Genomic DNA, 26,438 nt, shown 5'->3' with positions numbered 1-26,438 from the left:
AAGGAGATCGAGCCGGACGAAGAGGTTCTGGAGGACGGCGTCGCGTTCGCGGGCGTCGCGCAGTTCCCAGCCCGGGTGAAGTGTGCGCTGCTGGGCTGGTCGGCCTGGCGGGACGCCACCGCCCAGGCCATGTCAAAGTCCGGCGCCGGAAAGAGGGAGTGAGCAATGCCTGACCAGACCGACGAGAAGATCGAGCTGCCCGAGGTGGATCTCGAGGCCGCCGCCGCGCAGCCCGGCACGACCCCGGCCAAGGTCGAGGACGTCAACGAGGCCCTGAAGGACGTCGTCGACCCCGAGCTCGGCATCAACGTCGTCGACCTCGGCCTGATCTACGGCATCACCGTCGACGACACCAGTACGGCGATCATCGACATGACCCTGACCTCGGCAGCCTGCCCGCTGACCGATGTGATCGAGGACCAGACCCGGATGGCGCTGGACGGCCTGGTGAACGACTTCCGGATCAACTGGGTCTGGATGCCGCCGTGGGGCCCGGAGAAGATCACCGACGACGGCCGCGACCAGTTGCGGGCGCTCGGCTTCAACGTGTGACCGGCACTGTGTGACCGGGACCGTTCCCCGAGTCGTCACCGTGGCACCGGAGCGGCTGGACAGGTGGCTGGCCGGCTTCGGTGACCGCCACGGCGACGTCGAGTACGCCGTGACGCCGACAAGCGTCACGGCGTCCGCGTCGGACGGTTCGATCGCCGTCGTCGAGGTGCCGTTCCCGCCTCTGGCCGACCTGTCGAAGGACGGCCTGCTGGCTCATGTCCGGCGGGACTGGCGGCTGGGCGTGCTGATCGTACGGCGTGGTGGCTACGGCGCCGGGGTATTTGCCGGCGGCAACCTGGTGGACTCGAAGGTCGGATCACGCCACGTGCAGGGGACGACCAAGGCGGGCGGCTGGTCGCAGCAGCGGTACGCGCGGCGACGCGACAATCAGGCCCGGGAGGCCTTCGCCGCCGCGACCGAGGTCGCCGTACGGATTCTGGCGCTGGCCCGGCTGGACGCACTCGTGTGCGGGGGAGACCGGCGGGCGGTCGACACCGTGCTCGAGGATCCGCGGTTGAAGGACCTGACCGGACTCGTGCGGCCGCCATTTCTCGGCGTACCCGATCCGAAGCAGAAGGTGCTCGAGCAGGCCGGCGCCGACGCCCGGGCGATCCGGATAGCCATCACTGAGCAGAGCAGGACTCAGGAAGACTCGCCGTAGAGGGCGCGGAAGTCCTCCAGCGTGCCCTGGTAGTACTCCAGGTCGTCGATCAGCTTCGCGCGGCTCAGTAACTGCGGCTCCCGCGCCAGCGCCCGGGCGCCGAACTCCGACCAGACCGCCTCCGGCGGAGCCTGGTCGACGCCGTCCGGCAGGAACTTCAGCGCTTCCGTGACCGCGTCCGCGGCGAACTCCCAGTTCAGCTCGACGCTGTCCCGGTTCTGCTCCGGCGCACCGGTGTAGGCCAGGTCGGCCTCCAGCGCCCGCCGGCTGTACGTCGCCGCGACCACAGCCCACTGCGCGGCGTCGATCAACGGCGACACCCCGAGCCCGAACCGGGCCCCGACCGTCCGCGCGGCGTCCTCGGACGTGTACGCGACGGAGATCTCGCCGGCCGGCGACGCGAGCGTCCAGGCGTCCGGGCCCGCGGTCAGGTTCACGCCCGGCTCGGGCTCCGCCGGCTCGACCGCCGGCACGTCCGGGTCGGCCGCCGTCGCCAGACTCACGTAGATCTGCGCCTCGGCCAGGGTCCTTGCGGTCAGCATCGGTTATCTCGCTCCTGTGTCTCGGAACAGTTCGTCGTAGGTGTCGCGCACCACCAGCAGCCGGTCCAGCCGGAACCTGCCGGCCTCCGCGTCCCGGACCACCCGGCCCTCGGGCGTCCAGAACTCTTCCTCCGGTACGGCGTCCTGCCCGGCTGGCACGAACTTGACCACCTCGTCGACGGCGGCCCGGGCGACGGCCAGCACCCTACCCGCCTCGGCCGGATCCGTGGGGACCGCCGCGGCGGCGCGGTCGGCCACGTCCATCCACTGCCCGGGATCGAGCAGCTCCGACGGCTCCGGCCCGCCGAAGGTCGGCCAGCCGATCGCCTTGGTCTCCCGCGCGGGCAGACCGAACACGTACTCGCGTTCGGCCGAGCAGACCGAGCAGGTCCCGGCGTAGCTCATCGCGAGCTGTCCGTCGACCTCGATCAGGCCGTGCTCCCAGGACGTCTCGATCGAACCGCAGTCCGGGCAGGGATGCAGTTCCAGGTACAGCTGAGCCTCGTCCCTCGTGCGCGCCACCGCGAACGCCATCCAGCCCCCATTCCTCGTAGCGAACAGTGATCGGCCCGGCGGACATCGCCGCGGGGCCTGGTGAACTACGCCTCGATCACGGCCCCGACAGCGACTGTCCGTGCCCTGGGGCCGCTATGGTCCGGCTGGCCGTCGACCCGCCTGGCGTGTGCTGGACGCCGTGGTTCGAGGCGAGCTGGCGAGAGGTCGTGGAGTAGTCGAGGCCCTTCAGGACAGCGGCCGGGACACCACGACTCTCCAGCTCCGCGGCGACCTTGGCGCTGAAGACGCCGTCCGGTGACGAGGTGTTGTAGAGCTCGCGCAGGTCGACCCGGCCCTCCGCCATCAACACCAGGCTCGGATGCAGAGACGTGAACGCCGCGGCGAAGCCGCCGTCGTTGACGCCGATCAGCCGGGGGCCGTGGATCCGCTTCCCGTCCGGCCCGGTCTCGCTGGGCAACGCCTGGTAGAGCCGCTCATGGCCGTCGGACTCGCGGACGGACAACACCACTGGTCGTTGCTGCTCCTCGGCCAGCGCGATCGCCTGCTGCAGCGGCCGGTACGGCTGGTAGACCGGTCCCGACGTGCCCTCGGCGTACTCCGTCGCGGTCAGGTCCGGCTTGCCCAGCTTGTCCGGCACGGCCTGGAGCCGCGCACCGGCGAGGACGGCGTCCATCGAGGCGCCCTGTTCCATCTGCCGGAGGCCGTCGAGGTACTCGTGCCTGAGCATCTCCACATAGAACTCGGCCTTGGCCAGGCTCGGCAGCTGGGTGGTCCGGTGGGTTGCCGGCGTACCGCGGCCCTTGTCCGTGGTCTGCCGGACGGTGACGTCGTACTCGACCGGGATCCGGACCGTGACCAGGTCGCCCGCATCGAACCTGCTGCTCTCCAGCCGGGTGCCGTGCGCGTCGTTGCTGGCCTGGTTCACCTGCTCGCCGCGCGAACCGGTGACCGAGACGACGCCGGCGTTGACGCCACCGGTCACGGTCGTCGGGCCCAGCCGATTCCCGCCCGCCGAGGAGCGCGTGGCCTTCTGCCGCCGGCGCACCTTGCGCCGCTGGCCCGGCTTCGGATCGTCCTCCAGCTCCCAACCGACCGGTCTGGCGTGGATCTTCACCGCCACCGTGGTCGGGCCGTTCCCCGGTCCCGCCATCGGGACCAGGTCGAGGCCCTCGTTGGCCAGCTGCTCGAACTTCGCCTTCAGCGCGATCGGATCCAGCTGGACCCCGAGCACCGTTTCCTGCTTGTCGTCCAGGCCACCTTCGCCGAGTACGTCGCGACGGCGGAGGAAGCTGGACAGCTCGTCGTACAGGTGGTCCCGCTCCGGCTCGCCACGGCTCTCGGCGAACGGCACGGTCGCCAGGACCACCGCGCCGTCGGGAAGGGCGAACATCCGGTGCTCCGGCAGCCGATCGTCGAGCTGCCGGGCCGGCGCCGGTCCGTCGCTCATCGAGTCGCGCGGAACCAGGGCGGTCAGGTCGGCCCGCAGCTGCCGCGGCCGGGCCTCGGTGGAGACATCGGCCATCGTCGTCCGGTTGAGCTTCCAGCGCAGGCTCGCCATCGTCGCGGCGCCCACGTTGTGCAGCCGGACGACCTCGGTCGTGAAGACGAGCTTGCGCTGGAGCTTGGCCTTGTCGAAGTGAGCGGCCCCGTCGATCGTGGTGTTCTGCTCGCCGGTGCCGGCCGTGTGCTGCCGGGTCCGGTCGGTCCCGACGCTGCCCGACACCCCCGCGCCGGTGCTACCGGCACCCGATCCCTGCACGGTCCCGGAGTGCGTCGTGGTGTGACCGGTGACCTGGTCACGCTGCTTGTAGGCGTAGGCCTGGCCGATGCCGATCGCCTCGACCTTGGGGATGTCCGGCGTACCGTCCTCCTTCACCGGGACGCCGTTGATGGTGATGCCACCCTCGTAGCGGGCCCGGACCCGGACGAGCAGGACGTCGGGCAGCTCCCGCCCCTCGATCGGGACCTCGATCGCGCCGACGTACCCGCGCGGGCCTAGCATCTTCTCCAGGTGGCCCTGGTAGGCGTCCGGAGCCAGGTCGCCGTCGAGCGCGGCGGCGAGCAGGGTGTTCCTCGCCGTCAGGTCGGGTGCGATCTCCTGGATCTGCGAACTGACCAACGCGAGCAGCTCGACCTGCTCGTCCTCCCGGCCCTCCGGGGTGATGGTCTCGAGCATGCTCGCACCGAGGCTGCGGTCGTACGCGCCCGTCGACATGTGCATCGGCCGGCGCTGGGCGGCGACCCGCTCGGCGTTGGCCAGGGCCTCCTCGAGTCGCTCCTCGTCCGTCGACGCCTCGGAGGCAGGGGCCCGGTTCTGCGTCCGCACCCTTTCGGCCAGCATGTCGTCGGTGTGCGCCGGCGCGAGACCCGTGGTCGCACCGGCCTTTTCCTGCTTGTAGCGCCGGACGAAACCGGAGGCGGTCCGCGGCTCGAGCTCGAGCTTGCCGGTCAGGTACCGCTCCGCCGCGTCGGCCACCACCGACAGCGGCAGGTCGAGCTTCTTGTTCGCGTAGAGCTCCAGGGCACGACGCTCGGCCATCGACTTCTGGGCCAGCGCGTCCTCGAGCTTGACGGTGTCGATCACCTGACCGTTCTGGACGATGTCCGCTACGAGCGTGTGCCGCTCGAGGAACTCGTAGTGCGTGCCGATGTTGACGAGCAGTCGTTCCTCGCCGGTTGTCTGGCTGTCCGTGGTCGACTGCGCCGTCCCGCCGATCCGCGCGGCCGTGACGCCGCCGGAGTTGCTGGAGCCGTCGGCCTGGGTGAGTCCGCCGCCGGCTTCGACGGTGACTCCACCGGACGTCGACGTACCGGACGTGAAGCCGACGTCGGTCATGGTGAAGTTGATGTCGGCGGTGTTGTCCCGGGTGATGGCCACGCAGGTCAGGCTCGTCGCCTCGCCCCGGACCACCACCTTCAGTTCCTGTGGCAGCAGCGTCCCGTCCTCGATCGCCTGGGACGGGTTCGCCGGTGCCGGGATGATGGCCATCGGCAGCTCGTAGCTGCCGTTCATCCACTCCCGGTTCGCGACCAGGGCGTCGGGGGAGAGCAGGTCGTGCAGTTGCGCGAAGGCGGTGGTGTCGGCACGGATCGCGGGCACGGCACGGAAGATCCGGTCCGCGGGGCTGCCCGCGTCGACCGCCACCGGGATCGCCTGCTGGACGGCGAGCGCGTGCGGCGGCTTCGGCTTCGCCTCGAACACGGGCTCCTCGGCCCGGGACAGTGCGCTGTCGTACTCGACCTCGAAGCTGCCTCGTACGTCGGCCAGCGCCTTGGAGTCGCCCTGGTCGGTCACCTCGGCGAAGGTGATCCGGCAACCCTGCTTGAGCCGGTCCAGGGCCGAGGTGCTCTCGGTCAGCGTGACCCGCTGGACCCGCCGGCCGGCGGTCCAGCTGAAGGAGCGGGCGACCGCGTTGCGGCTCAGCTTGATCCCGAGCCGGCCGGCCCAGCCGCGCATTCCCGTGGCCGGCCCCTCGGCGGCGCCGACCCCACCCGATACCGGCAGCGCCTTCGAGCGACCGGAGGTGCGGCCGGTCGCCTTCGAGCTGATCCCGAGCCGGACGACGGTTCTCGTCGTACTGGTGCCGCGGCCCTCGACGTCGTCGAAGTCCTGGGTGACCGACAACCGGAAGTTGCGGAAGCGAGGTGTATGGCCGGTCTGGTGGTCGTCGAGGACGACGATCAAGCCGCTCTGGCAGGCCTGGTTCATCCCGGCCTCGATCCGGGGCGCGCTGATCTGCTGCATGATCCGGTCGTAGTTGCGCAACTGGCTGGCCCGGCGCAGCTTGTCCGTCGGCAGCTGATCCATCAACGGCAGGCAGGTGACCTTGTCGAGCGGTGGCACCAGGCCCATCGTGCTCAGCTTGCGCAGGGCCTGCCGTCGCGCCGCCTCGGCGCCTTTGAGGTTCTGCGGCAACGACTTGCCGGGACCACGCAGCTGGTTCCGGCCGAGGCCGAGCCACGGCGGCAGGGTCTGCGGACCGGTCGGCGGCTCGGGGTCGCCGCGCAGCAGCACCCGGCCGTCCTGGTCGGTCCGGATGTTGTTGTCCTTGTCGCGCAGTACGGCGTCCTTGGACGCGCGCGCGCCGGCCCGCAGCAGGTCGTTCTCCGGGACGCGGAGACGGGCCTGGCAGATGTCCTCGATGACGATCGGCGCCGCGGTCCGGTCGTTGACCTTGCGCAGCGTGGCCTTGACCTTGAGCCCGACCAGGACGCCCTGGGTCGGGCCTTTGTCGCGGTGAACGGCCGGGGTGATCGCGGTCGAGCTGACCTGCTGTCCACCCTGGCGGGCGACGTTGCGCCCGACGGAGCCGCTCGGCGAGATGGGGGTCCGGCCGCCGAGTGACGCCGTACCGGTCAGTGAGGTGCCGTAGGACTGGCTCGCGCTGATCCCGGCGAAGTCGACCAGGACCTCTTCCTGCCGCGCCTCCGTGCTGGGCTCACCGCTCAGCTTCGCCTCGGCCCAGATCGGCTCGACCTCGAAGGTGGCCTCGTACTCGGTCTCACCGCCCGACGGGATCGGTCGCCAGATCCCTCCGGGCGCGGCCGCCTCGCGGAGCAGCCGGTACGAGTCCTCCGTGATCAGGCCACTGAGGTGCTCGTAGGTGACGCGGTCGATCCCGCCGAACCGCTGGTTCGCCTCGGCGACCAGGCGGTCGTTGATGCTCTGCAGCCCGTTGATCCTGGTGACCGTGTGCCGCGGGAACTCCTTGGTGCAGTCCGACGCGTGCCCGAGCTCGGCCAGCGAGACGGTCTCGTCCGGCGGCTGCACCGTGTAGGCGCTCGGCACCCACGTCTGCTGCCGGCCGGCGTCGAACGTCTCCACCGGCGACCACGGGTCGGTCGGCGAGTCCCGGACCTCGACCTCCCACTCGCCGGTCCATTCGTAGAGCAGCGATTCGCCCTCGTAGGCGTCGACCCAGCCTTGCTGGTGGTACGCCGTCGCGCCACCGGTCTCGGCCAGCGTGCGGCCCGACGTCACCGAGACTCCCGGCGCGAGCACCTCGGACGCGGCATGCAGCGGCGTCCCCGGCGCGGCCATCGCGAGGAACGGCCGGACATCGACACCGGTGGTCACGCTCGATGCGTGTGTATTGGTGGTGGCGAAGCTCTGGCCACCCTCGCCGAGCGTGCCGGACATCTGCTCGGCCAGGTCGTAGTCGCGATCGATCACCTCGGTGAGATCGCGACGCTTCATCCGGACCCGGACCTGCTTGACCCGGCTGACGTCGTCGTCAGGGGGACCGTCGATGGTGAACACCAGGCCGTCGGCGGACATCAACTTGCGGTACACCGCTCCCGGCACCGGGATCGGTCCGTCCGAAGTGATCCGCGCGCGGATGTGGTTCCCGGCCAGCACCTTGTTGATGTCGCTGACCGGCAGGTACAGCGGCTTCCCGGTCGGTACGCCGGTCTCGAGCAGATCCTTGACCGGGATCGCCTGGTCCAGGCTGCTCTCGTAGGCGTCGACGCGCCGGGCCGCGATCTGGGCCCGTACCTCGATCCGGGCCTGGGTGTGGTTCGGGTCGTCGAGCTCGGTCAGCAGGTCCTGGTACCCGGTCAAGGCCAGCCGGGCCTTCGCCGACGCCTGCGTGTACGCCGCCGCGATCTCGGTGTGCCGCCGTGCTTTGTTGCCGGCAGCAACGGCCCCGGCGCGCAGCCCGCGGGCGCGCTCGGCCGCACCCTGGTCCTTCGCGGTGTCTTCCTTCTGCGCGTCGCGCTCGCCCTGAGCGGCCTCCTCGGTCGCAATCGCGGCGGTGCCGGTCTTGGCGGCGGCCTTCTCGTCGTGGTCGGTGATGGAGCCCTGCAGCAGCTCGATCTGCGCGGCCACCTGCTGGCGGAGGTGGCCCGGGGTGTGCCGGGCCGGCGTCGCGTTCGCCTCGGCGCGAGCCGCGGCGAAACCGGCCGCAGGTGCGTTGGGCACCGAGATCGAATCGGCGATCCAGGGAAGCGCGGGCTCACTGCCGCTGCGCTGGCGGATCGCCTGCGCCAGTCCCTGGATGTCGCGCTCCAGGTCGGCCACGCTGCGCGGCCCGCTCGGGCGTCCGTTCGCCAGGGTCTCGGCCCGGGCCTCGTGCCAGTCCTTGACCAGCAGTTGGTAGGCGACGTTGTCGGCCTGCAGCCTTCGGTTCCGCCGCTCGTTGCCGAAGGTGGACCTGAGCCGGTCGAAGACTCCGGTCGGTCGTTCGGCGTACTCGGCCGCGAACTGCTGCGTCATCAGTGACAGCTGATGCGCCCAGACATGCCGGAGCTGATCGTCACCGAGTCGCGGCGCGATCCGGATCACGTGCGGGTCGTCCGCCGTACCCGCATGGAGCCGGCCCTGGGCGACCAGGCCGCCGACCGTCGGCAGCACCTCGACGCGAACGTGCTGAGGTACGTCGCTGGCCGGCATCATCACCACGGCCAGCTGCGCCTGCGAGTCGATCACCGGCTGGGCGGTGAGTGACGAGGCGAGGTCGTCCTGGCTCATCCCCGCGAGGACGGCCAGGGCGGTGCGCTGGTCGAGATCCCGATCGAGACTCGGACGTCCACCGGTACCGGTCACCAGGCCGGTCCCGCGGACGGTCCGGGTCAGCGTTCGCCGGCCCGAAGGGCGGCGATGGCCGCCACCCACGCCGGCGCGGTCGCGTCCCGAGCCGGGTGGGCCGGTGGGAGCGGTCGCGCCGATCAAGCGTGCGTCGTTGCTGATCTCCTTCGACGCCGCGACGATCTCGGACGGCTTGACCGGCGGCGACGTACCCGCCAGACCGTCGAGCCGGGCCGCGGCCTCGGCGGAATCCGGTGCGGCGCTGCGGAGCGCGACGCGGAGCATCGCCTCGGCCTCGTCGCGCTGGGAATGGTCTATTCCAGGGGCAAGCAGGTACCGGTCCAGGGCGGCGGTCGCGCCGTCGGCGGGGGATTCACCGCGGGCCCGGGCGATCTCGGCACCGAGCACGCCGACGGCCTCGGCCAGCAGGCGGTCGTCGCGCACATGGTCCTTGGCCCGGCGGGCGAGCTGCGTCTCCAGCGCGCGGACGACGTGCACCGGCAGAACGTCGTGGCGGCTGGTCAGCCAGACCCTGCCGTCGCGCAGCGGCACAGCACTCGGGCAGAGGATGCCGAGGGCGGTCCCGAGTGCCGAGCGGGCCCGGTCGGCCGGCGTGAGGGTGGAAACCGTGGGAGTCGACACAGAGCTCACCCCCTCCCGTTACGTGCCTTGGTGCTCACCAGTTGTCACCAAGACCTCAGACCACGGAATTTAGCAAACAATTGGTTACTCGCCAGCAACTCGGACCACGCGAACTGTTAACAATTTTCGCCTCACGGACACCTAGGATCGCGGCATGAACGACCGGTTGGGTTCGTCGGAGTGGAGTGTGCCCGAGGCGCGGAGCATGGTGGCGCGGCTACGGCACGTGGCCTCGGACGGCCCCGAGTACGACGGTGTCGAACTGTTTCTCGCGCTGTGTGACTACCTCGACGAGCTCTACGGGGGGTACGGATTCGACCGCGTCTATACCGGCCCGGAGCGGTCGGCGCTGGCCGACGTCGTACGCCGGGTTCGCGGGCGGAACGCCGTACCGGACCCGGACGGGGAGCGGCTGGTGCAGCCGGTGAACGCGGCGGTCACGCTGGTCCAGGGCCGGACCCTGGCCGCGGATTTAGAGGCGTCCGACGGGTGGCAACGGGAGCTCGGTCGCGCACTGCACGGGCTGTACAGCTATCTAGACCAGTTGTACGGCGGACCGGGTGCGTTCAACGAGTTGCTGACCACGGTGGAAAGAGACCGGGTCGCAGCCCGATAACAGGCCGACCTATTGGCTTGGTTGGCACCTCGCTGCCATTACGGTAGGCGGGTGAGTCTCTCGTCCTCCACGCGTACCCCCTCGCAAGGCGCCCGCGGAGCGGGCCGATCGGCGGGTGGCGGTTCCAACCGCCTTCCCAACAGCCGAGAGCGCCGCCCCGCCCTGGCCGCCTTGGCGGTGATCCTGATCCTGCTCGGCGCGGCCGGCTCCGCGCTGATCGCACTGAACAGCGGCAACCGGTCCGACTTCGTCGCGATCGGCGCCGACAGTCTCGCGCCCGGCCACAGACTCGAGGCCAAGGACCTGTCCCGCGGTGACCTCGCCGGTGCGACCGGTGGGCTGATCCCGTGGTCGGAGGCGAACAAGTACATCGGTCGCTACACGACCACCTGGCTGTACAAGGACCAGTTCATCACCCCGCAGAACCTCACCAAGGACGGCGCCAAGCCGACCCCGCTCGGTGGTGCGCTGGTCGGCATCACCCTGGAGGCGGGTCGCGCCCCGTCCGACGGGATCGAGGTCGGCGACATCGTGTCGGTGATCCAGGTCCCGACGTCCAACCAGGACACCGGGAGCGCGAGCACCCTGGTGAAGGCTGCCATCGTGACCGCCAGCTCGGGTGCCCTGATCGACTCGAAGACGAGTGCCAGTTCCACGCTGAATGTGACTGTGCTGATCCCGAGCGACAAGCTGGCCGGCGTAGCCGCTGCGGCGGCGGCCAAGTCGTTGGTGCTGGGGACGCTCGCGCCCGACACCAAGCCCGAGATCTCGTTCAACGACGGGAACAATTGATGGCTCTGGTAGCACTGGCGAGCGCAAAGGGCTCGCCCGGGGTGACGACTGCCAGCCTCGTCTTCGGTGCGCTCTGGCCGCGGCAGGTGCTGCTGGCCGAGTGCGACCCGGCCGGCAGCGATGTGGCGATCCGGATGACCGGACCGGGTGGCGCCGCGCTGAACTCCGACCGCGGGCTGGTCAGCCTGGCCGCGGCGAGTCGTAAGGGTCTGGGTGACGAGGTGATCCTCGCGCACAGCCAGCAGCTCGACGGCGGTCTGGACGTACTGCTTGGCGTCCGTTCGCCCGAGCAGGTCGGTGGCATGGGCGGTCTGTGGCATCCCCTCGGCATCACGTTCAACCAAATGCAGAGTGGCGACGTACTGGCTGACTGTGGCCGAATCGGTGCGTCGTCGCCGCAGCTTCCCGTCATCCAGTCCGCGCGACTCGTCGTACTGGTGTGTACGGCGACCGGGTCGTCGGTCGCGCACCTGCGCGAGCGGCTGTCCTCACTGGTGCACCACGTCGACGCACAGCTCGGTGTGGTCGTGGTGGCGGACCCGAAGCGACGCGACGGGGTCAAGCAGGTGTGGACCGTGCTGGACGCGATGTCCGTGCCGGTGCGGCACCGGTGGCACCTGGCGTACGACCCGGTCGGTGCGGCGTTCTTCGACGGGCGCGGCCACGGCCGGCTCGACAAGACCGCATTGATCCGTTCGGCGAACGACATCACCGCCGAGATGGCCTCGATCGTCGCCGCGCCGCCGCCGCAAGCCTTCGACATGGCCGAGGCAGCGTTCCCGCCGCCTAACGGTGACTATCGATGAGCGCTGACCAGGAGTTGGTGCGTAAGCTCCGCGTCCAGGTCGCCGAGCGGCTGAACGAACAACGCCGGCGCGACCAGGTGAACGGCGTACCGCCGATGAGTGCGGACGACGAGCGGGAGTACGCGCGTTCGCTGATCGTCCAGGTGCTCGAGGACCACGCGCGCTACGAGCTGGCCGAGGGGCGTACGCCGCCCACCCCGGACGACGACGCGCAGATCGCCGGCGCGATCCACTCGGCGCTGTTCGGTGTCGGCCGGCTGCAGCCGCTGATCGACGACCCCGAGGTCGAGAACATCGACATCAACGGCTGCGACCAGGTCTTCGTCCAGTACGGCGACGGCCGCGAGGAGACCCTGGGTGCGGTCGCCGAGAGCGATGACGAACTGGTCGAGCTGATCCAGGTGCTCGCCGCCCACGCCGGTCTGACCAGCCGCCCGTTCGACTCCGCCAACCCCCAGCTCGACCTACGGCTGCCGGACGGCTCCCGTTTGTCCGCGGTCATGGGCGTCACCGCGCGGCCCGCGGTCTCGATCCGGCGGGCTCGGTTGGGCCGGGTGTTCCTTCGCGATCTGGTTGCCAACGGCACCATGTCCGAGGACGTCGGCTCGTTCCTGCGGGCCGCGGTCGCGGCGCGGAAGAACATCATGATCGCGGGCGCGACGAACTCCGGGAAGACCACGCTGCTGCGTGCGCTGGCCAACGAGATCGGCGCGGGGGAGCGGCTGATCACGGTCGAGCGCTCGCTCGAGCTCGGCCTCGGTGAGTTCAAGGACCTGCACCCGAACGTGGTCGCGTTCGAAGAGCGGTTGCCGAACTCCGAAGGCGTCGGCGAGGTGGCCATGGCCGACCTGGTCCGCCGTTCGCTGCGGATGAACCCGAGCCGGGTCATCGTCGGTGAGGTCCTCGGCGACGAGATCGTGACGATGCTGAACGCGATGAGCCAGGGTAACGACGGCTCGCTGTCGACGATCCACTCGAACAGCTCGATGGAGGTGTTCAACCGGATCAGCACCTACGCGATCCAGGCCCGCGAGCGGTTGCCGATGGACGCCACCCAGATGCTGATCGCCGGCGCGCTCGACTTCGTCGTGTTCGTCCGCAAGCACAACGACTACCAGCACGGCGGTGGCCTGAACCGGTACGTCGAAAGCATCCGGGAGGTCACCGGCTGGGACGGCCGGGTGCTGTCCGGTGAGGTGTTCGCGCCCGGACCCGACGGCCACGCTGCCGCACACGCTCCGATCGCGTGCATGGACGAGCTCGAGCACTACGGGTACCAGCCCCTCGTGCACGGAACGTGGGCGTGAGTCAGTGAGCGAGCGAAGCGAGGTCACCATCGAGCACAGTACGCCTCGTGTCTCGTCGGCGCCCGGAGCGAAGCGAGGACGTCGATGAGCAATCGGACCCTGCTCGCGTTGCTGTGCGGAGCCGTTGTCGGCGGCGCCGTACTGCTGCTGATCGTCGCGATCCGTGGCACCGAGCCGCGGGAGGAGACGCCGTCGATCTTCCGCCGCAGCAACGTCGAAGGCCGGAAGAACCTGATCCGGCTCGGTGTCGGCCTCGGTGTCGGCCTGATCGTGCTGGTCGTCACCCGCTGGCTCGTCCTCGCCATCGCGCTCGGCCTGCTCGCCGCACTGGCCGACCGCTTCTTCGGTGGCACCGGTGAGGAACGCCGGGCCATCGACCGGTTGGACGCGCTGGCCACGTGGACCGAAGCGCTGCGCGACACGATCGCCGGCGCGGTCGGTCTGGAGCAGGCGATCCCGGCCACCGCGGTGAACGCGGCCCCGGCGATCAAGCCCAACCTGAACCTGCTGGTCGACCGGCTGCGCATCCGCGAACCGTTGCCCTCGGCACTGATGCGGTTCGCCGACGACCTCAACGACCCCTCCGCCGACCTGATCGTCGCGGCCCTGGTCCTGAACGCCCGCCTGCGCGGACCCGGTCTGCGCGAGGTCCTCAGCGCCCTGGCCGACTCGGCCCGCGAGGAACTCGACGTACGCCGGAAAGTCGCAGCGGAACGTCGTGCGACCCGGCGCAGTGTGCAGGTGGTGGTCGCGATCACCCTCGTCATGGCTGCCGGACTGGTGCTGTTCAACCCGGTCTACATGGCGCCGTACACGAGCTTCATCGGGCAGGTCGTCCTGCTGGTCGTCATTGCGCTGTACGCGCTCGGTCTGGTCTGGCTGCGCCGGCTGGCCAAGATCGAGGTGCCTGAGCGGTTCCTGATTCGTAGCAGCGATACCCAGCGGACGAGCCGGGACATCGACGCGCGGATGGAGGTGGTGGACCGATGATGTGGGCCTTCATCACCGGCGGCCTGGTCGGTCTGGGTGCGTACCTCTTGGCGCGGATGTTCATCAAGCCGCAGGCGAACGTGCTCTCGACCATCGCCCGGATCGACGCGGGTCGCGGCGGCTACACGAGTGGCGCGACCACGAGTGCGGCCGGCGAACGTGTGCTCGGATCGGTGGACCGGGCGCGTGAGTCGCTCGGCCGGCGACTCGAGGCCGAGGCGAACGCGCGGGGCTGGGCGTTCGGCAAGCTGCGCCGCGATCTCGCGGTGATGAACCAGCCGTTCGCCGCGATGCTCGCCACCAAGGTGTTCTTCGCACTCGGGGCGATGATCTTCATCCCGCTCGTCCTGTTCCTGTTCGGCGCGCTGGGCCTCAGTGCCCCCGGTGCGAGCCCGGCGATCGTGACCCTGGCCGTGATGGTACTGGCGTTCTTCCTGCCCGACCTGGCGTTGCGGCAGGAGGCGGAGAAGCGGCGGCGCGACTTCCGGCACGTGGTCGGCAGCTTCCTCGACCTGGTTGCGATGAACCTGGCCGGCGGCCGCGGGTTGCCCGAGGCACTGATGACGGCGTCGACGATCGGCGACCACTGGGCGATGGCCCGGATCCGGCAGGCGCTCGCGAACGCGCGCCTGATCGGCATCACGCCCTGGGACGCAATGGCGCGGCTCGGCGAGGACCTCGGCGTCGAGGAGTTGCGCGACCTGGCATCGGCGCTGGCACTGGCCGGCGACGAGGGCGCGAAGATCCGGGCCTCGCTGCTGGCGCGGGCCGCATCGCTGCGGCGCAAGGAGCTGGCCGACGTGGAAGGCAAGGCCGGAGAGCGGTCGCAATCGATGCTGGTGGCCCAGCTCGTGATGATCGCGGCGTTCTTCCTCTTCCTCGCTTTCCCGGCCGCGATCGCGATCCTCGGGAGTTAGGCCAGATGGTGATCAGGGCATGGGATCCAACGGACGAAGCTGTCCGTCGTACAGGGCATACTGAGGCCTCCTGCGGGCCTCATGATTTGGGAAAGGCGATCGGATGATCTCAGAACTGATGTTCTGGCGGGCGATGACCGGCTACGCGATGGCGCGGGCCCAGGCTCAACGCGCGCGAGCCCGGCAGGGCCAGACCGAGCTGGGGGCTTCCGCGCTGGAGTGGGCGATCATCTCCGCCATTCTGGTCGCCGCCGCGCTCGCGATCGGCGTCGTGGTGAAGCGCGTCATCAGCAAGCGCACCGCCGAAATCGACCAAGGCTGACCCAGGAGATGTCTGTTCGGCTGCGAAGGCACCGCCGGCGGTCGGAGCGGGGGGTCAGCTCGCTCGAGCTGGCCATCCTGGCGCCGGCCATCCTGGCGTTGATCTTCGTGTCGATCCAGACCGCTCTCTGGTTGTACGGGCGATCCGTGGCGCTGAACGCTGCACAGGAAGGTGTTTCGCGGTTGCGGCTCGTCCAGCCGCCGGTCTACAGCCCGGCGGTGGGGGAGAAGGTCCGGGCCGACATCGAGTCGTACGCGCAGCAGCTCGGCGGGACGACGTTGCAGCATGCCGCGGTCCCACCACCGTCGTACAACAACCCTGAAGGCATGGTCTCCTTCACCGTCACCGGCGAGACGGTCTCGCTCGTGCCCGGCCTGACGCTGAAGGTGACTCGTACCGCCACCGGCCCGATCGAGCAGTTCGAGGCCGACGACAAGTGAGGCCGCAGAGATGACGCGGAAGCTGGGGATCCGCCGCCGTCGAGGTCGTGACGGCAATCGTGACAGGGGCCGCGACAGGGCCCGTGAGCGAGGCGCGCTCGCGCTCGAGCTGGCGATCCTGGCGCCGGTCCTGCTGGTGCTGTTCATGTTCCTGCTCGCCTGTGGGCGCTACTTCCAGACCAGCTCGCTGCTGGAGAGCGCTGCCCGTGACGGTGCCCGCTCGGCCAGCCAGGCACGCTCGCTGAACGAGGCCCAGGGCCGGGTCGACGAGGCGGTCACCGGCACGATGAGCCAGGCGGTCAAGTCCTGCAAGGACACCGCGTCCGGCGGCATCACGACCGCGTTCACCGCCGGTTCACCGTTGTCCGTCGAGGTTACGTGCACGATCAACTACCGCGACCTCGGCCTGCTCGGTCTCGGCGGCGACACCACGATCACCAAGCGGTTCACCTCCTCGCTCGACCCGTACCGGGGGGTGCGCTGATGGTCGTCCGACCTGATCGGCACCGGTCCCGGATCGTCGAGTTCTTCCGGATCGATGCCCCCGGCAACCATCGGCTGCTCGGCCGCGGCGCCTTGAGCCCCGCGGTCGCGATTCTCGCGGTGATGATCTTCACCCTGGCCGGCCTGGTGATCGACGGTGGTCGCCAGCTCGGCGCCCGCTCCCGCGCCGTCGGCTACGCCCAGGAAGCGGCCCGGGTCGGCGCGGCCGCCATCCAGGTGAACAACGCCCAGGCCAAGATCGACAAGGTCAAGGCGGCGGCGGCGATCGCCGCGTTCTGTGCCCAGGTGACGTCCAACGACCCGAGTGTGACCTCGTGCGTGCCGACCGTCCTGACCGAGGACGACGTCGACATCACGGTCGCGATCACCAACAAGACCACGTTCCTCGGCCTGATCGGCAAGAACTCGCTGAAGGCCTCCGGCACCGGCCAGGCCCACGCCGAACAAGGCGTGAAGAAGGCCGACGACAGCCCGTCCATCCCGCCGATCGTGGTCAACCCGACCACCGACGGCCCGGGCGCGCCGACCAGCATCGCGCAGCCGCCGACGATCGATCTTCCGTGCCCGACCTGGACGATCGGTTCGCCCACCCCGATCTGGACCCTTTCGCCGTTCCCGTTCCCGGCGAGCTGCTCGCCGAACGTGACCCCGACACCGGACCCGTCGGCACCCACGCCACCGACCAGCACCCCGCCCTCTTCTCCTCCGACCAGCTAAGGACTTCATCCGTGCGCAGGTTCACTCTCCCCACCGCACTGCTGGCCGGCGCCCTTGTCCTGACCGCCTGCGGTGGCAGCGACGGCAACGACGGTGGCCGCCCGGTCCCGGTCGGCGGCGACTCGGGTACGACGACGTCGAACACCCCGACCACCAGCACCAGCAGCAGCACCGAGCCGTCGGAGCCGGCCACCAGCACGAAGCCCACCACGGCGAAGAAGGACATCTACGTGGTTGCCGGGAACTTCGGTGCGAACCCCGCCGTCCAAGGGCTCGTGGCCAAGTACCCCCTGTATTTCGACGCCCTCGTGAAGAAGGACGACACGGTTCTGAAGAAGTCGTTCCCGTCGTTCTTCTACGCGGATGTCTCGGAGGTGATTGTGGATGCCAAGCGCAACGGCTGGGTCATGCGCCCGCCGGGCAGCGTGGTGGTCGTCGGCACGCAGGGCCAGTCGGACGGCACGGTTCGGGTGAAGACGTGCCGCTCACAGACCACGCAGTACTGGGATCCGAAGGCGAAGAAGTGGGCCGAGGTGGCGCCGAAGGGCGCGCCGGAGGTGATCGACATGATCAAGACCGGAGTCGGCTGGCTGCCGTACCGCCTGGCGCCTTCCACCGGCGTGAACTGCGCGAGCGTGCACTATCCGGCCTAGATCGGAACAAGAGAATTCAGGTCCCGAATAGGTGACGGGGTACTGGGCAACGGGCATGATGCCCCTGGTCGAAGATAATCTGCCGGAAGACGAGTCTGGGGAGTGAGGATGCACAACCGAGTGGGCCGCGGAGTGCTCGTCCTGAGCGCCGTACTCGCGCTGCTGATGGCCATTCCTGCCTCGACAGCCTCCGCCGACACCATCCAGACCGGCAACTCGGTCTGCAGCATGTACGTCAACTCGGTCGGATTCGGCGCCTACTGCAGCTCCGGCAGGGCGTATCTCGGCGGCGGCAGTCCGCCGCCCACCTGGCGAGAGCGTTTGCATGGCCGGCCCTTCGTACCGTGCCGCGACTTCGACATCCCCGACGGGATCCGGTTGCCCAAGGCGCCGGACGGCAAGGCCTGGGTGCTGCGGGTCACGATCACCGACTACGACCTGAACAGCTACAACGGGGGCCGCAACGCGCACCTCGAGCGCGCGTATGTCCCGGTGGACGACGCCGACCGGGCGCAGTGCCCGTTCCCGGACTACATGGAGCAGTTCTGGTGGCCGTTCAGGAGCAGCTATCCGGCTCCGGCGCTTCAGGTCATGCCCACGTACACGCCGCGGGTCAACGTGCCGGCCTTCTTCACGCTGACGCCGGAAAGCTCGATGGCCAACGCGAGCGACGGCACCCAGAGCAGCTACTACGGCCCGGCGCACAACCTGACCATGCGCGGCATGGTGGTCGAGATGACCATCGACCCCGGTGACGGCAGCAAGCCGTTCAAGTGCCCTGTGGGCGTGACGCCGGTCGACGATCCGGATGGGTACGACCAGAGCCAGCCCCCGGAGAACCAGATCAACCCGTGCAAGCACATCTACGAGCGGTCCAGCGCGAACCAGCCGGACGGTATGTATACCGTCAAGCTGACGATCACGTGGGAAGTCTCGTACTGGATCGGGCGGGACCAAGGCGGCTGGCATCCGATCGGGAAGGCCAACGTGACCGCGGTGCAGCGGTTGCCCGTGCAGGAAGCGCAGGCCATCGGTGGGTAACGGTGGGGGTATGGAGGAGCGATGGTAAGGACGAGTGAACCGGTGCGGGCGGCGCGGCTGCCGCAGCGGCGGTCGGGGAGCCCGGGCGCGGACCGGCTGAAGGGTTTCGTCGCGCTGCTCGCGATCCTGGCGATCGTCGGCGGCGTCCCGTACATCTTGCTGCGCTTCTTCGGAACGCCGTGGCCGGACAAGATGCCAACCACCAGCATGCTGTTCAGCGAGCTGAGCATCGAGACCGTGCTGGGCATCATCGCGTTCTTCATCTGGGTGGCCTGGCTGCACTTCGTCATCTGCCTGATCGCCGAGGCGGTCGCCGAGGTCCGCGGGCACGGGTTGTCGCCACGCGTTCCGTTCGGCGGCGGCTCGCAGACGCTCGCCCGCCGGCTGATCGGCACCGTCGTACTGATCGCGGCCGGTGCCGGCGTCAGCCTGCCGGTAGCCAGCGCGGTCACGACCGCCAACGTCCCCACCTCGGTGAGCGTGACGCAGGGCGGCGACCAGGGGAGCGGGAACCAGTTCCGCCAGACCGAGACCCGCAGCAAGGTGCTCAGCGGCAACCAGACCGTCAAGACCACCAGTCACACCGGTGTCCGGACGAACAGCGACGACAAGGGCACGGTGATCAAGTACACCGAGGTCCGTCCGCCGGCCGGCCGGAACTACGACTGCCTGTGGGACATCGCCGAGCGGTACCTGGGTGAGGGCCGTCGGTACAAGGAGATCTACGACCTCAACAAGAACAAGCTCCAGCCCGATGGTCGCCGGCTCACCAACCCCGACCTGATCCTGCCGGGCTGGCAGGTCCGGCTGCCGGGCGACGCCAAGGGTCCGGGCGTGCACACGGTCCGCGTGAAGATCGACGACCACAGCACCGGGACGCGGCTCACCAGCGGCACCAAGGTCACGACCGGCACGAAGGTCACGACCGGCACCAAGACCACCACGGGTACGAAGACCACGACCGGGACGAAGACCACCACCGGGACCAAGACGACGACTGGCTCCAAGGAGACCACCGGGACCAAGACGACGACTGGTCCGGGCACCCGCTGGTCCGAGCAGGGCACCGAGTCCGGCTCGTCCATCGTCATCGGCGGCGTGAAGGGCGACCCGAACGCGAAGAACATCAAGCCGGGCGAGCCGGGCATCACGGTCGGCCCGCACGAGCCGGGTACGACGTCCTCCGAGCCGGGCGACCCGGCCGCCGGGGGCACCGAGGTGCCCGTGGCGGATCCGGCGGCGACCGACAACGGCATCAGCCTGACCGAGGCCGGCATCTACGGCTTCGGTGCCGCACTCCTCGCGGCTGGTCTGGCCCTGGCGCTGAAGCGGCGCCGCGGCTGGGCGCAGGGCCCGGGTCCGAAGGCCGTCGGCTATCGGCAGACCGAGATCGGTCTGCGGCTTGCGTCCGACATCCCGACCGCGCAGTTCGTCGACAACGCGCTGCGCAAGCTCGGCGCCGACCTGACCCAGATCGAGCGGCCGATGCCGAAGGTCGTCGCCGCGCTGGTGACCGACCGGGCGCTCACGCTCGTGCTCGACCCGTACGAGGCGCAGTCCCCACCGCCCGGCCCGTGGCAGGCGATCGCCGAGGGCACCCGGTGGACCTTGCGCCGGGCCTATGGCCCGACCGGTGAGGTCGACGCGCCCGCGCCGTACCCGACGCTGGTCACGATCGGCCAGAACGCCGACGGCGCCACTGTGCTGGTCGACCTCGACACCGCGAACGGCATCGTCAGCTTCGGCGGCGTGACCAACGCGTCCCGCGACGTGGTCGGTTCGCTCGCGGTCGAGCTGGCGACGAACCTGTGGTCCGAGGGTGCGCACATCAGCATGGTCGGGTTCGGTGACGACCTGTCGTCGCTGGCGCCGGGACGGCTCAGCTACTGGATCCGGCTCGACGACGCGATCGCCGAGGTCGGCCGTCGTACCGACGCGCAGGTGCAGGCCTGCGGGCGCCGGGACCTGAGCTCGGTGGCCGAGGCCCGGATGTCCTACCCGGATCCGGTGCTGTGGGGTGCGGAGATCATCTTCGTGTCCGCGCCGCCGTCGCCGGAGGAGCAGGACCAGCTGAACCGGCTGGCCGCGGACCACCAGCGCAGCATCGCGGTCGTCGTGGTCGGCGACGTGATCAGCTCGCCGTGGCGGTTCGTGGTGGACGAGAAGAACCAGGCCGTCTGCCGGCTGCTCGGGCTCGAGGTCGACGCGCACAGCGTCAACCCGGAGCAGTTCGCCGACCTGGTCGCGCTGTTCGACGCGGCCGAGTCGGATGCCCGGGACAAGCGCCGGGCCGAGCAGGACATGCCGGCGTACGAGTTCTCCGGGACCGATCTCAGCCGGCCCGCACCGGTCGAGGTCGACCTGCTCGGGCCGGTCGAGGTGGACGCCCGCGGCGCCATCGACGACGGCCGGGTGTCGCTGTCGACGGAGATCATCGCGTTCCTGGCCAGTCAGGACTACGGCGTACACCCGAACGTCCTGGCCGGTTCGATCTGGCCGCGTGGCATCAGCGAGGAGCTGCGTGACGCCGCGCTGGAGCACACCCGTCGCTGGGTCGGCGTGGACGCCATGTACGCCGATGAGTCCGGTCGGTGGATGCTGAACCGCAGCATCGTCCGGGTCGACTGGGACGTGTTCCGCACGCTGGCCAAGCAGGCGACGATGATGGACGACCCGCGCGGTCCGCTGTCGACGGCGCTCAGCTTGGTGCACGGCGCTGCGTGGTCGAACCTGCCGGCCGGGCGGTACTCGTGGCTGGCAGCCTCGGGGATCGAGCGGCGGATGGTTGAGTCCGTGGTCGACGCCGCGCTGCGGCTGGCCGAGGCCTCGCTGAACCACAACGACGGCAACCTGGCCCGCACCGCACTCCAGACCGGCCTGAGCTTCTCGCCGGCCTCAGAGGAGCTGTGGCGAGCCACGCTCCGGCTGGCGGCGCACTTCGGCACCACCGCCGACGTCACCAACGTCGCCGGCCAGATGTACGCCGCTCTCGCCAAACACGGCGCTCCCCGCGGGCCCGAGGCCGAGACCGATGCCCTCGTCGACGAACTGCTCCCGGGCTACCACCGCCCAGCGGCGGTCGCCTGATCACCAAACAGCAACCGCCCTGCACTCTCTCGAGTGCAGGGCGGTTTGTTGTGTGACCTAGAGGGAGCTCGCGCTCCAGGTGTCGCAGCGGGTCATGTCGCCGGAGTCCATACCGGCCTTGAACCACTTCATCCGCTGTTCGGCGGTGCCGTGGCTGAAGCTTTCCGGGGTGACCTGACCCTGGGTCTTCGACTGGATGCGGTCGTCGCCGACCGCGGCGGCGGCGTCGAGGCCGTCCGCGATATCGGACTCGGACAGCTCCGTGATCAGCGGCTTGCCGCTCTTGTCCGGCACGGTGGTGGCGTGGTTCGTCCAGATCCCGGCCAGGCAGTCGGCCTGGAGCTCGGACCGGACCGAGTCGGACGTGGGGCCGCTGCGGCTCTTGATCCGGCCGAGTATCCCGTACAGGTTCTGGATGTGGTGGCCGTACTCGTGGGCGACGACGTACGCCTCGGCGAAGTCGCCGCCGCGGGCGCCAAGGTCCGTCTGCAGGGTCTTGAAGAACCCGAGGTCCAGGTACACGCGCTGGTCCGGCGGGCAGTAGAACGGGCCGACCGCGCTGGTCGCAGGTCCGCAGCCGGTGTTGACCGAGCCGTCGAAGACCCGCATCGGGGCCGCGGTGTACTTCTTCCCGCGCCGGGGGAGCTCCGCGGCCCAGAAGGTCTGGATCGAGTTCTGGTAGAAGACGAACCGGCAGTCGGAGTTCGTCTGCAGGTCCGACCCCTTCTTGCAGGAGTCCAGGTTGCCGGCCGCGGTGTTGCGGACTGCGGGCTCTTCGCTGCCGCCGCTCCCACCGGGTAGACCACCGTTGAGCAGCAGGATGATGACCAGCAGGATGATGCCGCCGATGCCGCCGCCGACCGGGATCGCCCCGCCCGGCAGCCGACTGCCGCCACCACCGCTTCCGCGAGTGTCCTCGACACCACTGGTGTCGAGATCCGCGTCCGGGTTGAATTTCACACCCATTAGACTAGACCCGAGCGCGGGGGATTTTGCCATGTCCTGACACAGCGCCGCCCGACCCCTGACCTTGAGGACGCCTGCACCGCGATGATTACTGTCTCCAATCTCGAGGTCCGCGTCGGTGCGCGTCAGTTGCTCGCACCCGCCTCGTTCCGGGTCGGACCGGGCGACAAGGTGGGGCTGGTCGGGCGGAACGGCGCCGGGAAGACGACGCTGACCAAGATCATCGCGGGCGAGGGCCTGCCCGCGAGTGGTTCGGTGAACACGTCCGGTGAGATCGGGTACCTGCCGCAGGACCCGCGCACGGGCGATCTGGAGATGCTCGCGCGGGACCGGATCCTGTCCGCGCGCGGTCTGGACGAGGTCGTACGACGGCTGCGGAGTGCCGAGAAGTCGATGGCCAGCGCGGATGAGAAGACCCGCGCGAAGGGCATGCGCCGGTACGAGCGGGCCGAGGCCGACCTGCACGCCGCCGGTGGGTACGCCGCTGAGTCCGAGGCGGCCCGGATCGCCGCGAACCTGGGCCTGCCGGAGCGCGTCCTCGGCCAGCCGCTGGGCACCCTCTCCGGTGGTCAGCGCCGCCGGGTCGAGCTCGCCCGGATCCTGTTCGCCCAGGCCGAGACACTGCTGCTCGACGAGCCGACCAACCACCTCGACGCCGACTCGATCATCTGGCTGCGCGACTTCCTCAAGTCGTACCCCGGTGGCGTGATCATGATCAGCCACGACGTGAACCTGCTCGAGGAGACCGTCACCCGGGTCTTCCACCTGGACGCGAACCGGGCCGAGATCGACGTCTACAACGTCGGCTGGAGGGCGTACCTGACGCAGCGCGAGACCGACGAGCGGCGCCGTAAGCGCGAGCGGGCGAACGCGGAGAAGAAGGCGACCCAGTTGGTCGACCAGGCGAACAAGATGCGCGCCAAGGCGACCAAGGCCGTGGCGGCCCAGCAGATGCTGCGCCGGGCCGAGCGGCTGATGTCCTCGCTCGAGGACGAGCGCAAGCAGGACCGCGTCGCGAAGATCTCGTTCCCGACCCCGGCGCCCTGCGGCAAGACGCCACTGATGGCGCGCGAGCTGTCCAAGTCGTACGGCTCCCTGGAGATCTTCACCGATGTCGACCTGGCGATCGACAAGGGCTCGCGAGTCGTCGTACTCGGCCTGAACGGCGCCGGCAAGACCACGCTGCTCCGGGTCCTGTCCGGGATCGAGAAGTCCGACACCGGCGAGGTGATCGACGGGCACGGCCTCAAGCTCGGGTACTACGCGCAGGAGCACGAGACGCTCGACGTCAACCGGACCGTCCTGGAGAACATGAAGACCGCCGCGCCGGATCTCAACGAGACCCAGGCCCGCAGCGTGCTGGGCTCGTTCCTGTTCACCGGTGACGACGCGGACAAGCCGGCCCGGGTGCTGTCCGGCGGCGAGAAGACGCGACTCGCGCTGGCCACGCTCGTCGTCTCGGCGGCGAACGTACTGCTCCTCGACGAGCCGACCAACAACCTCGACCCCGCGTCCCGCGCCGAGGTGCTGAACGCGATCCGCTCGTACGCCGGTGCGATCGTCCTGGTCACCCACGACGAGGGCGCTGTGGAGGCGCTCGAACCCGAGCGCGTGCTGCTGCTCCCCGACGGCGTCGAGGATCTCTGGTCGCCCGACTACGCCGACCTGGTGTCGCTCGCCTAAGTTAATCGCGAGTAATGTTCCTCGTATGAAGGAACTCCGGTTGACCGTGGAAGGCCCGATCGCGCGGGTAGTGCTGGATCGGCCCGAGGTGCGCAACGCCCAGACACCGGCGATGTGGAGCGCCCTGGCGGAGTTCGGTACGACGCTGCCGCCCGAGGTCCGCGTGGTCATCGTGTCGGGTGAGGGGCCGTCGTTCTCGGCCGGACTCGACCGGCGGCTGATGATGGGCGACAACCCCGGCGGCGAGGAGCCGCTGCTGTCGCTCGGGGCGAAGCCGACCGCCGAGGTGCACGAGCTGATCGCCGGGTTCCAGGCCGGCTTCTCGTGGTTGCGCCGGCCGGAGATCGTCAGTATCGCCGCGGTCCAGGGACATGCGGTGGGCGCCGGCTTCCAGTTGGCGCTGGCCTGCGATCTGCGCGTGGTCACGCCGGACGCCCGGTTCAGCATGCGCGAGACTGCGCTCGGTCTGGTCCCGGATCTCGGCGGCACCCAACCGCTCGTGCAACTGGTCGGGTACTCGCGGGCGCTCGAGCTGTGCGCGACCACGCGGTGGGTGGAGGCGGACGAGGCGAAGGAGCTCGGCCTGGCCAACATCGTCGTACCGGCCGAAGAGCTGGCCGGGACGGTCAAGGATCTGTCCGAGGCGCTGCTGACACCACTGCCGGGAGCGATCCGCGAGACCAAGGCGTTGCTCCTCGGTGCCGCGGATCGCTCTTATCAGGACCAGCTGAAGGCGGAGCGCGAGGCCCAGGAGCGCCGGCTCAAGGAGCTCATCGCGGCCTTCGGGTGAAGCTGAGGTTGACACTAAAGCCGGGGTGGAGCCTCAGTGCCAGTTGCTGATCTGCAGGTCGCGCGGAGCCGGGTCGCCCTGACCGATCTCGACGTACTTCTTCAGGCTCAGCAGGTACGAGCCCCACTTGGTGCTGCAGTGGTACATGAACTCGACCGGCTCCTTCCAGCCCTCGTGCTTGAACAGGACGATCGTGTAGTCGTCGGCCGTGCTGAGCTCGAAGCTGACGTGCGTACCGATCCACTCCTCGGGGCCGTCCACGACCTGCCAGCGGACCAGCTTGCCCGGCTCGACGTCCAGCACCTTCATGCTGAACGAGCCGCCGGCGACCGGGAAGTGGAACGTGATCACGCCGCCGACCGTCTCGTCGCCTTGCGTGTCGTCGGTCCACCAGCCGGCCAGGCCGGGGATCGTGGTGAGGGCCTTCGTGACGTCCTCGGGGGACGCCGTGATGCCGATGCGGTGCAGGATGTCGACCATGGGAATGCCTTTCTCGGTTAGGTTTCTCGACTGCGTTGAATGGTTTCTGCGATGCGCTTGATGCGCTGGAGCCGTCGGTCCCAGGTCTCGCTGACGGTCGCCATCTGGGCGACCGCGCGGGCGAGCTGGGACTCGTCCACCGTGTAGCGGCGTTCCCGCCCGGCTGGCGTGCCGTGCACCAGACCGGCCCGATCCAGTACGGCGAGATGCTTGGCGACTGCTTGCCGGGTGACCGGCAGCCGCCCGCTCAGCGTTGTCGCCGTACCGCCGCCGTCGGCCAGTAGCTGGTCGAGCATCCGCCGCCGCATCGGATCGCCGATCGCGGACCAGAGCTCGTCGTCGATCACGGCGTGGACACCAGCCGGTCGACGTACGGCGCGAGCCGGGGCAGGAAGTAGCCCCAGCCGCTGGCGTGGTCGTTGTAGTTGTCGTCGGTCCGCGACGCCTCGTCCCACCCGGTCTCGGCGAAGCGCAGCAAGGTGCCGCCGTCCTTGGCGATCAGGTCGAAAGTGACCAGGAGTGAGTTGGTCTCGGTCGGAACCTCGTCCTCGTAGTCCCACCGGAACGAGAAGCGTCGCGGCGGATCCGCCTCGACCACCGTCAGGTCGACGACCTTGTCCGGGCCGAAGGACACCGTGCCGGTCGCGCCGGGCTTCGCCTCGAGGTCCGCGTCGTCCGGCCACCACTCGCGCAGGTGCTTCGGCGAGCTGACCACCTCGTAGACCACCTCGGGCGTAGCGTTCACCTGGATCTCCCGCTCGATGCTTCTCATCCCGCCTCATTCCTTTCGCAACCTTTGGTTGCCTATGACTGTAGGTCAGGAATCGGCGATGCGCAACCATTGGTTGCGTGAAGAGTTCTGGGGGAAGCTCGGGGCGACCTCGA

Annotated in this window: 24 protein-coding genes and 1 pseudogene; 18 read left to right on the top strand and 7 right to left on the bottom strand. The window is 69.5% G+C overall.

Features of this window, described 5'->3' with window-relative positions; translation table 11 throughout:
• From AB0L70_RS37440 to AB0L70_RS37430, 3 genes and pseudogenes are all read left to right on the top strand, one after another.
• Positions 1-162: pseudogene (locus AB0L70_RS37440) on the top strand (SUF system NifU family Fe-S cluster assembly protein); the annotation flags it as partial.
• Positions 163-165: 3 nt separating this feature from the next.
• Positions 166-552, top strand: coding sequence for a metal-sulfur cluster assembly factor (locus AB0L70_RS37435; protein ID WP_363691604.1), 387 nt, complete (start codon positions 166-168; stop codon positions 550-552).
• Between the two features lie 10 nt (positions 553-562).
• Entirely contained in the window at positions 563-1,213 is a 651-nt protein-coding gene (locus tag AB0L70_RS37430) for an acVLRF1 family peptidyl-tRNA hydrolase (RefSeq protein ID WP_363691603.1), read from the top strand.
• On the opposite strand, the gene AB0L70_RS37425 is transcribed toward AB0L70_RS37430, so the two are convergent.
• From AB0L70_RS37425 to AB0L70_RS37415, 3 genes are all read right to left on the bottom strand, one after another.
• Positions 1,195-1,755, bottom strand: a complete 561-nt coding sequence (locus AB0L70_RS37425; protein ID WP_363691602.1) for a hypothetical protein — start codon at positions 1,753-1,755, stop codon at positions 1,195-1,197. The genes AB0L70_RS37430 and AB0L70_RS37425 overlap by 19 nt on opposite strands.
• Before the next feature lie 3 nt (positions 1,756-1,758).
• On the bottom strand, positions 1,759-2,289 hold the full coding sequence (locus AB0L70_RS37420) for a hypothetical protein (protein WP_363691601.1): 531 nt from the start codon (positions 2,287-2,289) through the stop codon (positions 1,759-1,761).
• Between the two features lie 76 nt (positions 2,290-2,365).
• A complete protein-coding gene (locus tag AB0L70_RS37415; RefSeq protein ID WP_363691600.1) occupies positions 2,366-9,442 on the bottom strand; it encodes a hypothetical protein in 7,077 nt (2,358 codons plus the stop codon).
• A 154-nt stretch (positions 9,443-9,596) separates the two neighbouring features.
• Here AB0L70_RS37415 and AB0L70_RS37410 point away from each other — a divergent pair, with 154 nt between their 5' ends.
• From AB0L70_RS37410 to AB0L70_RS37350, 13 genes are all read left to right on the top strand, one after another.
• Positions 9,597-10,058 (top strand): hypothetical protein, encoded by a 462-nt coding sequence (locus AB0L70_RS37410; protein WP_363691599.1) that lies wholly within the window; start codon positions 9,597-9,599, stop codon positions 10,056-10,058.
• Positions 10,059-10,109: 51 nt separating this feature from the next.
• A complete protein-coding gene (locus AB0L70_RS37405; RefSeq protein WP_363691598.1) occupies positions 10,110-10,850 on the top strand; it encodes a hypothetical protein in 741 nt (246 codons plus the stop codon).
• Positions 10,850-11,656 (top strand): hypothetical protein, encoded by an 807-nt coding sequence (locus AB0L70_RS37400; RefSeq protein ID WP_363691597.1) that lies wholly within the window; start codon positions 10,850-10,852, stop codon positions 11,654-11,656. Before AB0L70_RS37405 ends, AB0L70_RS37400 begins: the two co-directional genes overlap by 1 nt.
• The gene (locus AB0L70_RS37395; RefSeq protein WP_363691596.1) at positions 11,653-12,963 is read left to right on the top strand and encodes an ATPase, T2SS/T4P/T4SS family; all 1,311 of its coding nucleotides are present in this window, start codon (positions 11,653-11,655) and stop codon (positions 12,961-12,963) included. Before AB0L70_RS37400 ends, AB0L70_RS37395 begins: the two co-directional genes overlap by 4 nt.
• Positions 12,964-13,047: 84 nt before the next feature.
• Entirely contained in the window at positions 13,048-13,953 is a 906-nt protein-coding gene (locus AB0L70_RS37390; protein ID WP_363691595.1) for a type II secretion system F family protein, read from the top strand.
• Complete coding sequence (locus AB0L70_RS37385) at positions 13,950-14,870, top strand: type II secretion system F family protein (RefSeq protein ID WP_363691594.1); 921 nt, start codon at positions 13,950-13,952, stop codon at positions 14,868-14,870. Before AB0L70_RS37390 ends, AB0L70_RS37385 begins: the two co-directional genes overlap by 4 nt.
• A gap of 103 nt (positions 14,871-14,973) precedes the next feature.
• On the top strand, positions 14,974-15,192 hold the full coding sequence (locus tag AB0L70_RS37380; RefSeq protein WP_363691593.1) for a hypothetical protein: 219 nt from the start codon (positions 14,974-14,976) through the stop codon (positions 15,190-15,192).
• Positions 15,193-15,200: 8 nt separating this feature from the next.
• Positions 15,201-15,632 (top strand): TadE family protein, encoded by a 432-nt coding sequence (locus AB0L70_RS37375; protein ID WP_363691592.1) that lies wholly within the window; start codon positions 15,201-15,203, stop codon positions 15,630-15,632.
• Positions 15,633-15,642: 10 nt separating this feature from the next.
• The gene (locus AB0L70_RS37370) at positions 15,643-16,116 is read left to right on the top strand and encodes a TadE/TadG family type IV pilus assembly protein (protein WP_363691591.1); all 474 of its coding nucleotides are present in this window, start codon (positions 15,643-15,645) and stop codon (positions 16,114-16,116) included.
• Positions 16,116-16,853: a Tad domain-containing protein gene (locus AB0L70_RS37365; RefSeq protein ID WP_363691590.1), complete on the top strand. Its 738-nt coding sequence runs from the start codon at positions 16,116-16,118 to the stop codon at positions 16,851-16,853. Before AB0L70_RS37370 ends, AB0L70_RS37365 begins: the two co-directional genes overlap by 1 nt.
• A gap of 11 nt (positions 16,854-16,864) precedes the next feature.
• Positions 16,865-17,506 carry a hypothetical protein gene (locus tag AB0L70_RS37360; protein WP_363691589.1) on the top strand — a complete coding sequence of 214 codons (642 nt, stop codon included), beginning with the start codon at positions 16,865-16,867 and terminating at the stop codon, positions 17,504-17,506.
• Between the two features lie 108 nt (positions 17,507-17,614).
• Entirely contained in the window at positions 17,615-18,547 is a 933-nt protein-coding gene (locus tag AB0L70_RS37355; protein ID WP_363691588.1) for a hypothetical protein, read from the top strand.
• A gap of 21 nt (positions 18,548-18,568) precedes the next feature.
• Positions 18,569-21,634: a hypothetical protein gene (locus AB0L70_RS37350; protein ID WP_363691587.1), complete on the top strand. Its 3,066-nt coding sequence runs from the start codon at positions 18,569-18,571 to the stop codon at positions 21,632-21,634.
• A gap of 57 nt (positions 21,635-21,691) precedes the next feature.
• Here the strand turns inward: AB0L70_RS37350 and AB0L70_RS37345 are convergent, their stop codons facing one another.
• The gene (locus AB0L70_RS37345; RefSeq protein ID WP_363691586.1) at positions 21,692-22,600 is read right to left on the bottom strand and encodes a neutral zinc metallopeptidase; all 909 of its coding nucleotides are present in this window, start codon (positions 22,598-22,600) and stop codon (positions 21,692-21,694) included.
• Between the two features lie 84 nt (positions 22,601-22,684).
• Here AB0L70_RS37345 and abc-f point away from each other — a divergent pair, with 84 nt between their 5' ends.
• Together abc-f and AB0L70_RS37335 are read left to right on the top strand one after the other, a co-directional pair.
• Positions 22,685-24,283, top strand: a complete 1,599-nt coding sequence (gene abc-f / locus AB0L70_RS37340; RefSeq protein WP_363691585.1) for a ribosomal protection-like ABC-F family protein — start codon at positions 22,685-22,687, stop codon at positions 24,281-24,283.
• Between the two features lie 25 nt (positions 24,284-24,308).
• The gene (locus tag AB0L70_RS37335) at positions 24,309-25,073 is read left to right on the top strand and encodes an enoyl-CoA hydratase/isomerase family protein (protein WP_363691584.1); all 765 of its coding nucleotides are present in this window, start codon (positions 24,309-24,311) and stop codon (positions 25,071-25,073) included.
• A 33-nt stretch (positions 25,074-25,106) separates the two neighbouring features.
• On the opposite strand, the gene AB0L70_RS37330 is transcribed toward AB0L70_RS37335, so the two are convergent.
• Genes AB0L70_RS37330 through AB0L70_RS37320 form a run of 3 tightly spaced genes read right to left on the bottom strand, consistent with a single transcriptional unit; the run spans position 25,107 to position 26,325 of the window.
• Positions 25,107-25,553, bottom strand: coding sequence for an SRPBCC domain-containing protein (locus tag AB0L70_RS37330; RefSeq protein ID WP_363691583.1), 447 nt, complete (start codon positions 25,551-25,553; stop codon positions 25,107-25,109).
• 17 nt (positions 25,554-25,570) lie between these two features.
• Positions 25,571-25,900 (bottom strand): metalloregulator ArsR/SmtB family transcription factor, encoded by a 330-nt coding sequence (locus AB0L70_RS37325; protein WP_363691582.1) that lies wholly within the window; start codon positions 25,898-25,900, stop codon positions 25,571-25,573.
• Positions 25,897-26,325 carry an SRPBCC domain-containing protein gene (locus AB0L70_RS37320; protein ID WP_363691581.1) on the bottom strand — a complete coding sequence of 143 codons (429 nt, stop codon included), beginning with the start codon at positions 26,323-26,325 and terminating at the stop codon, positions 25,897-25,899. Before AB0L70_RS37320 ends, AB0L70_RS37325 begins: the two co-directional genes overlap by 4 nt.
• Between the last annotated feature and the right edge of the window lie 113 nt (positions 26,326-26,438).

This window comes from Kribbella sp. NPDC051952 (genome assembly GCF_040680855.1).
Taxonomy (GTDB): Bacteria; Actinomycetota; Actinomycetes; order Propionibacteriales; family Kribbellaceae; genus Kribbella.
Note: the sequence above shows the minus strand (reverse complement) of the source record. Positions and strands in the feature narration are given on the sequence as shown.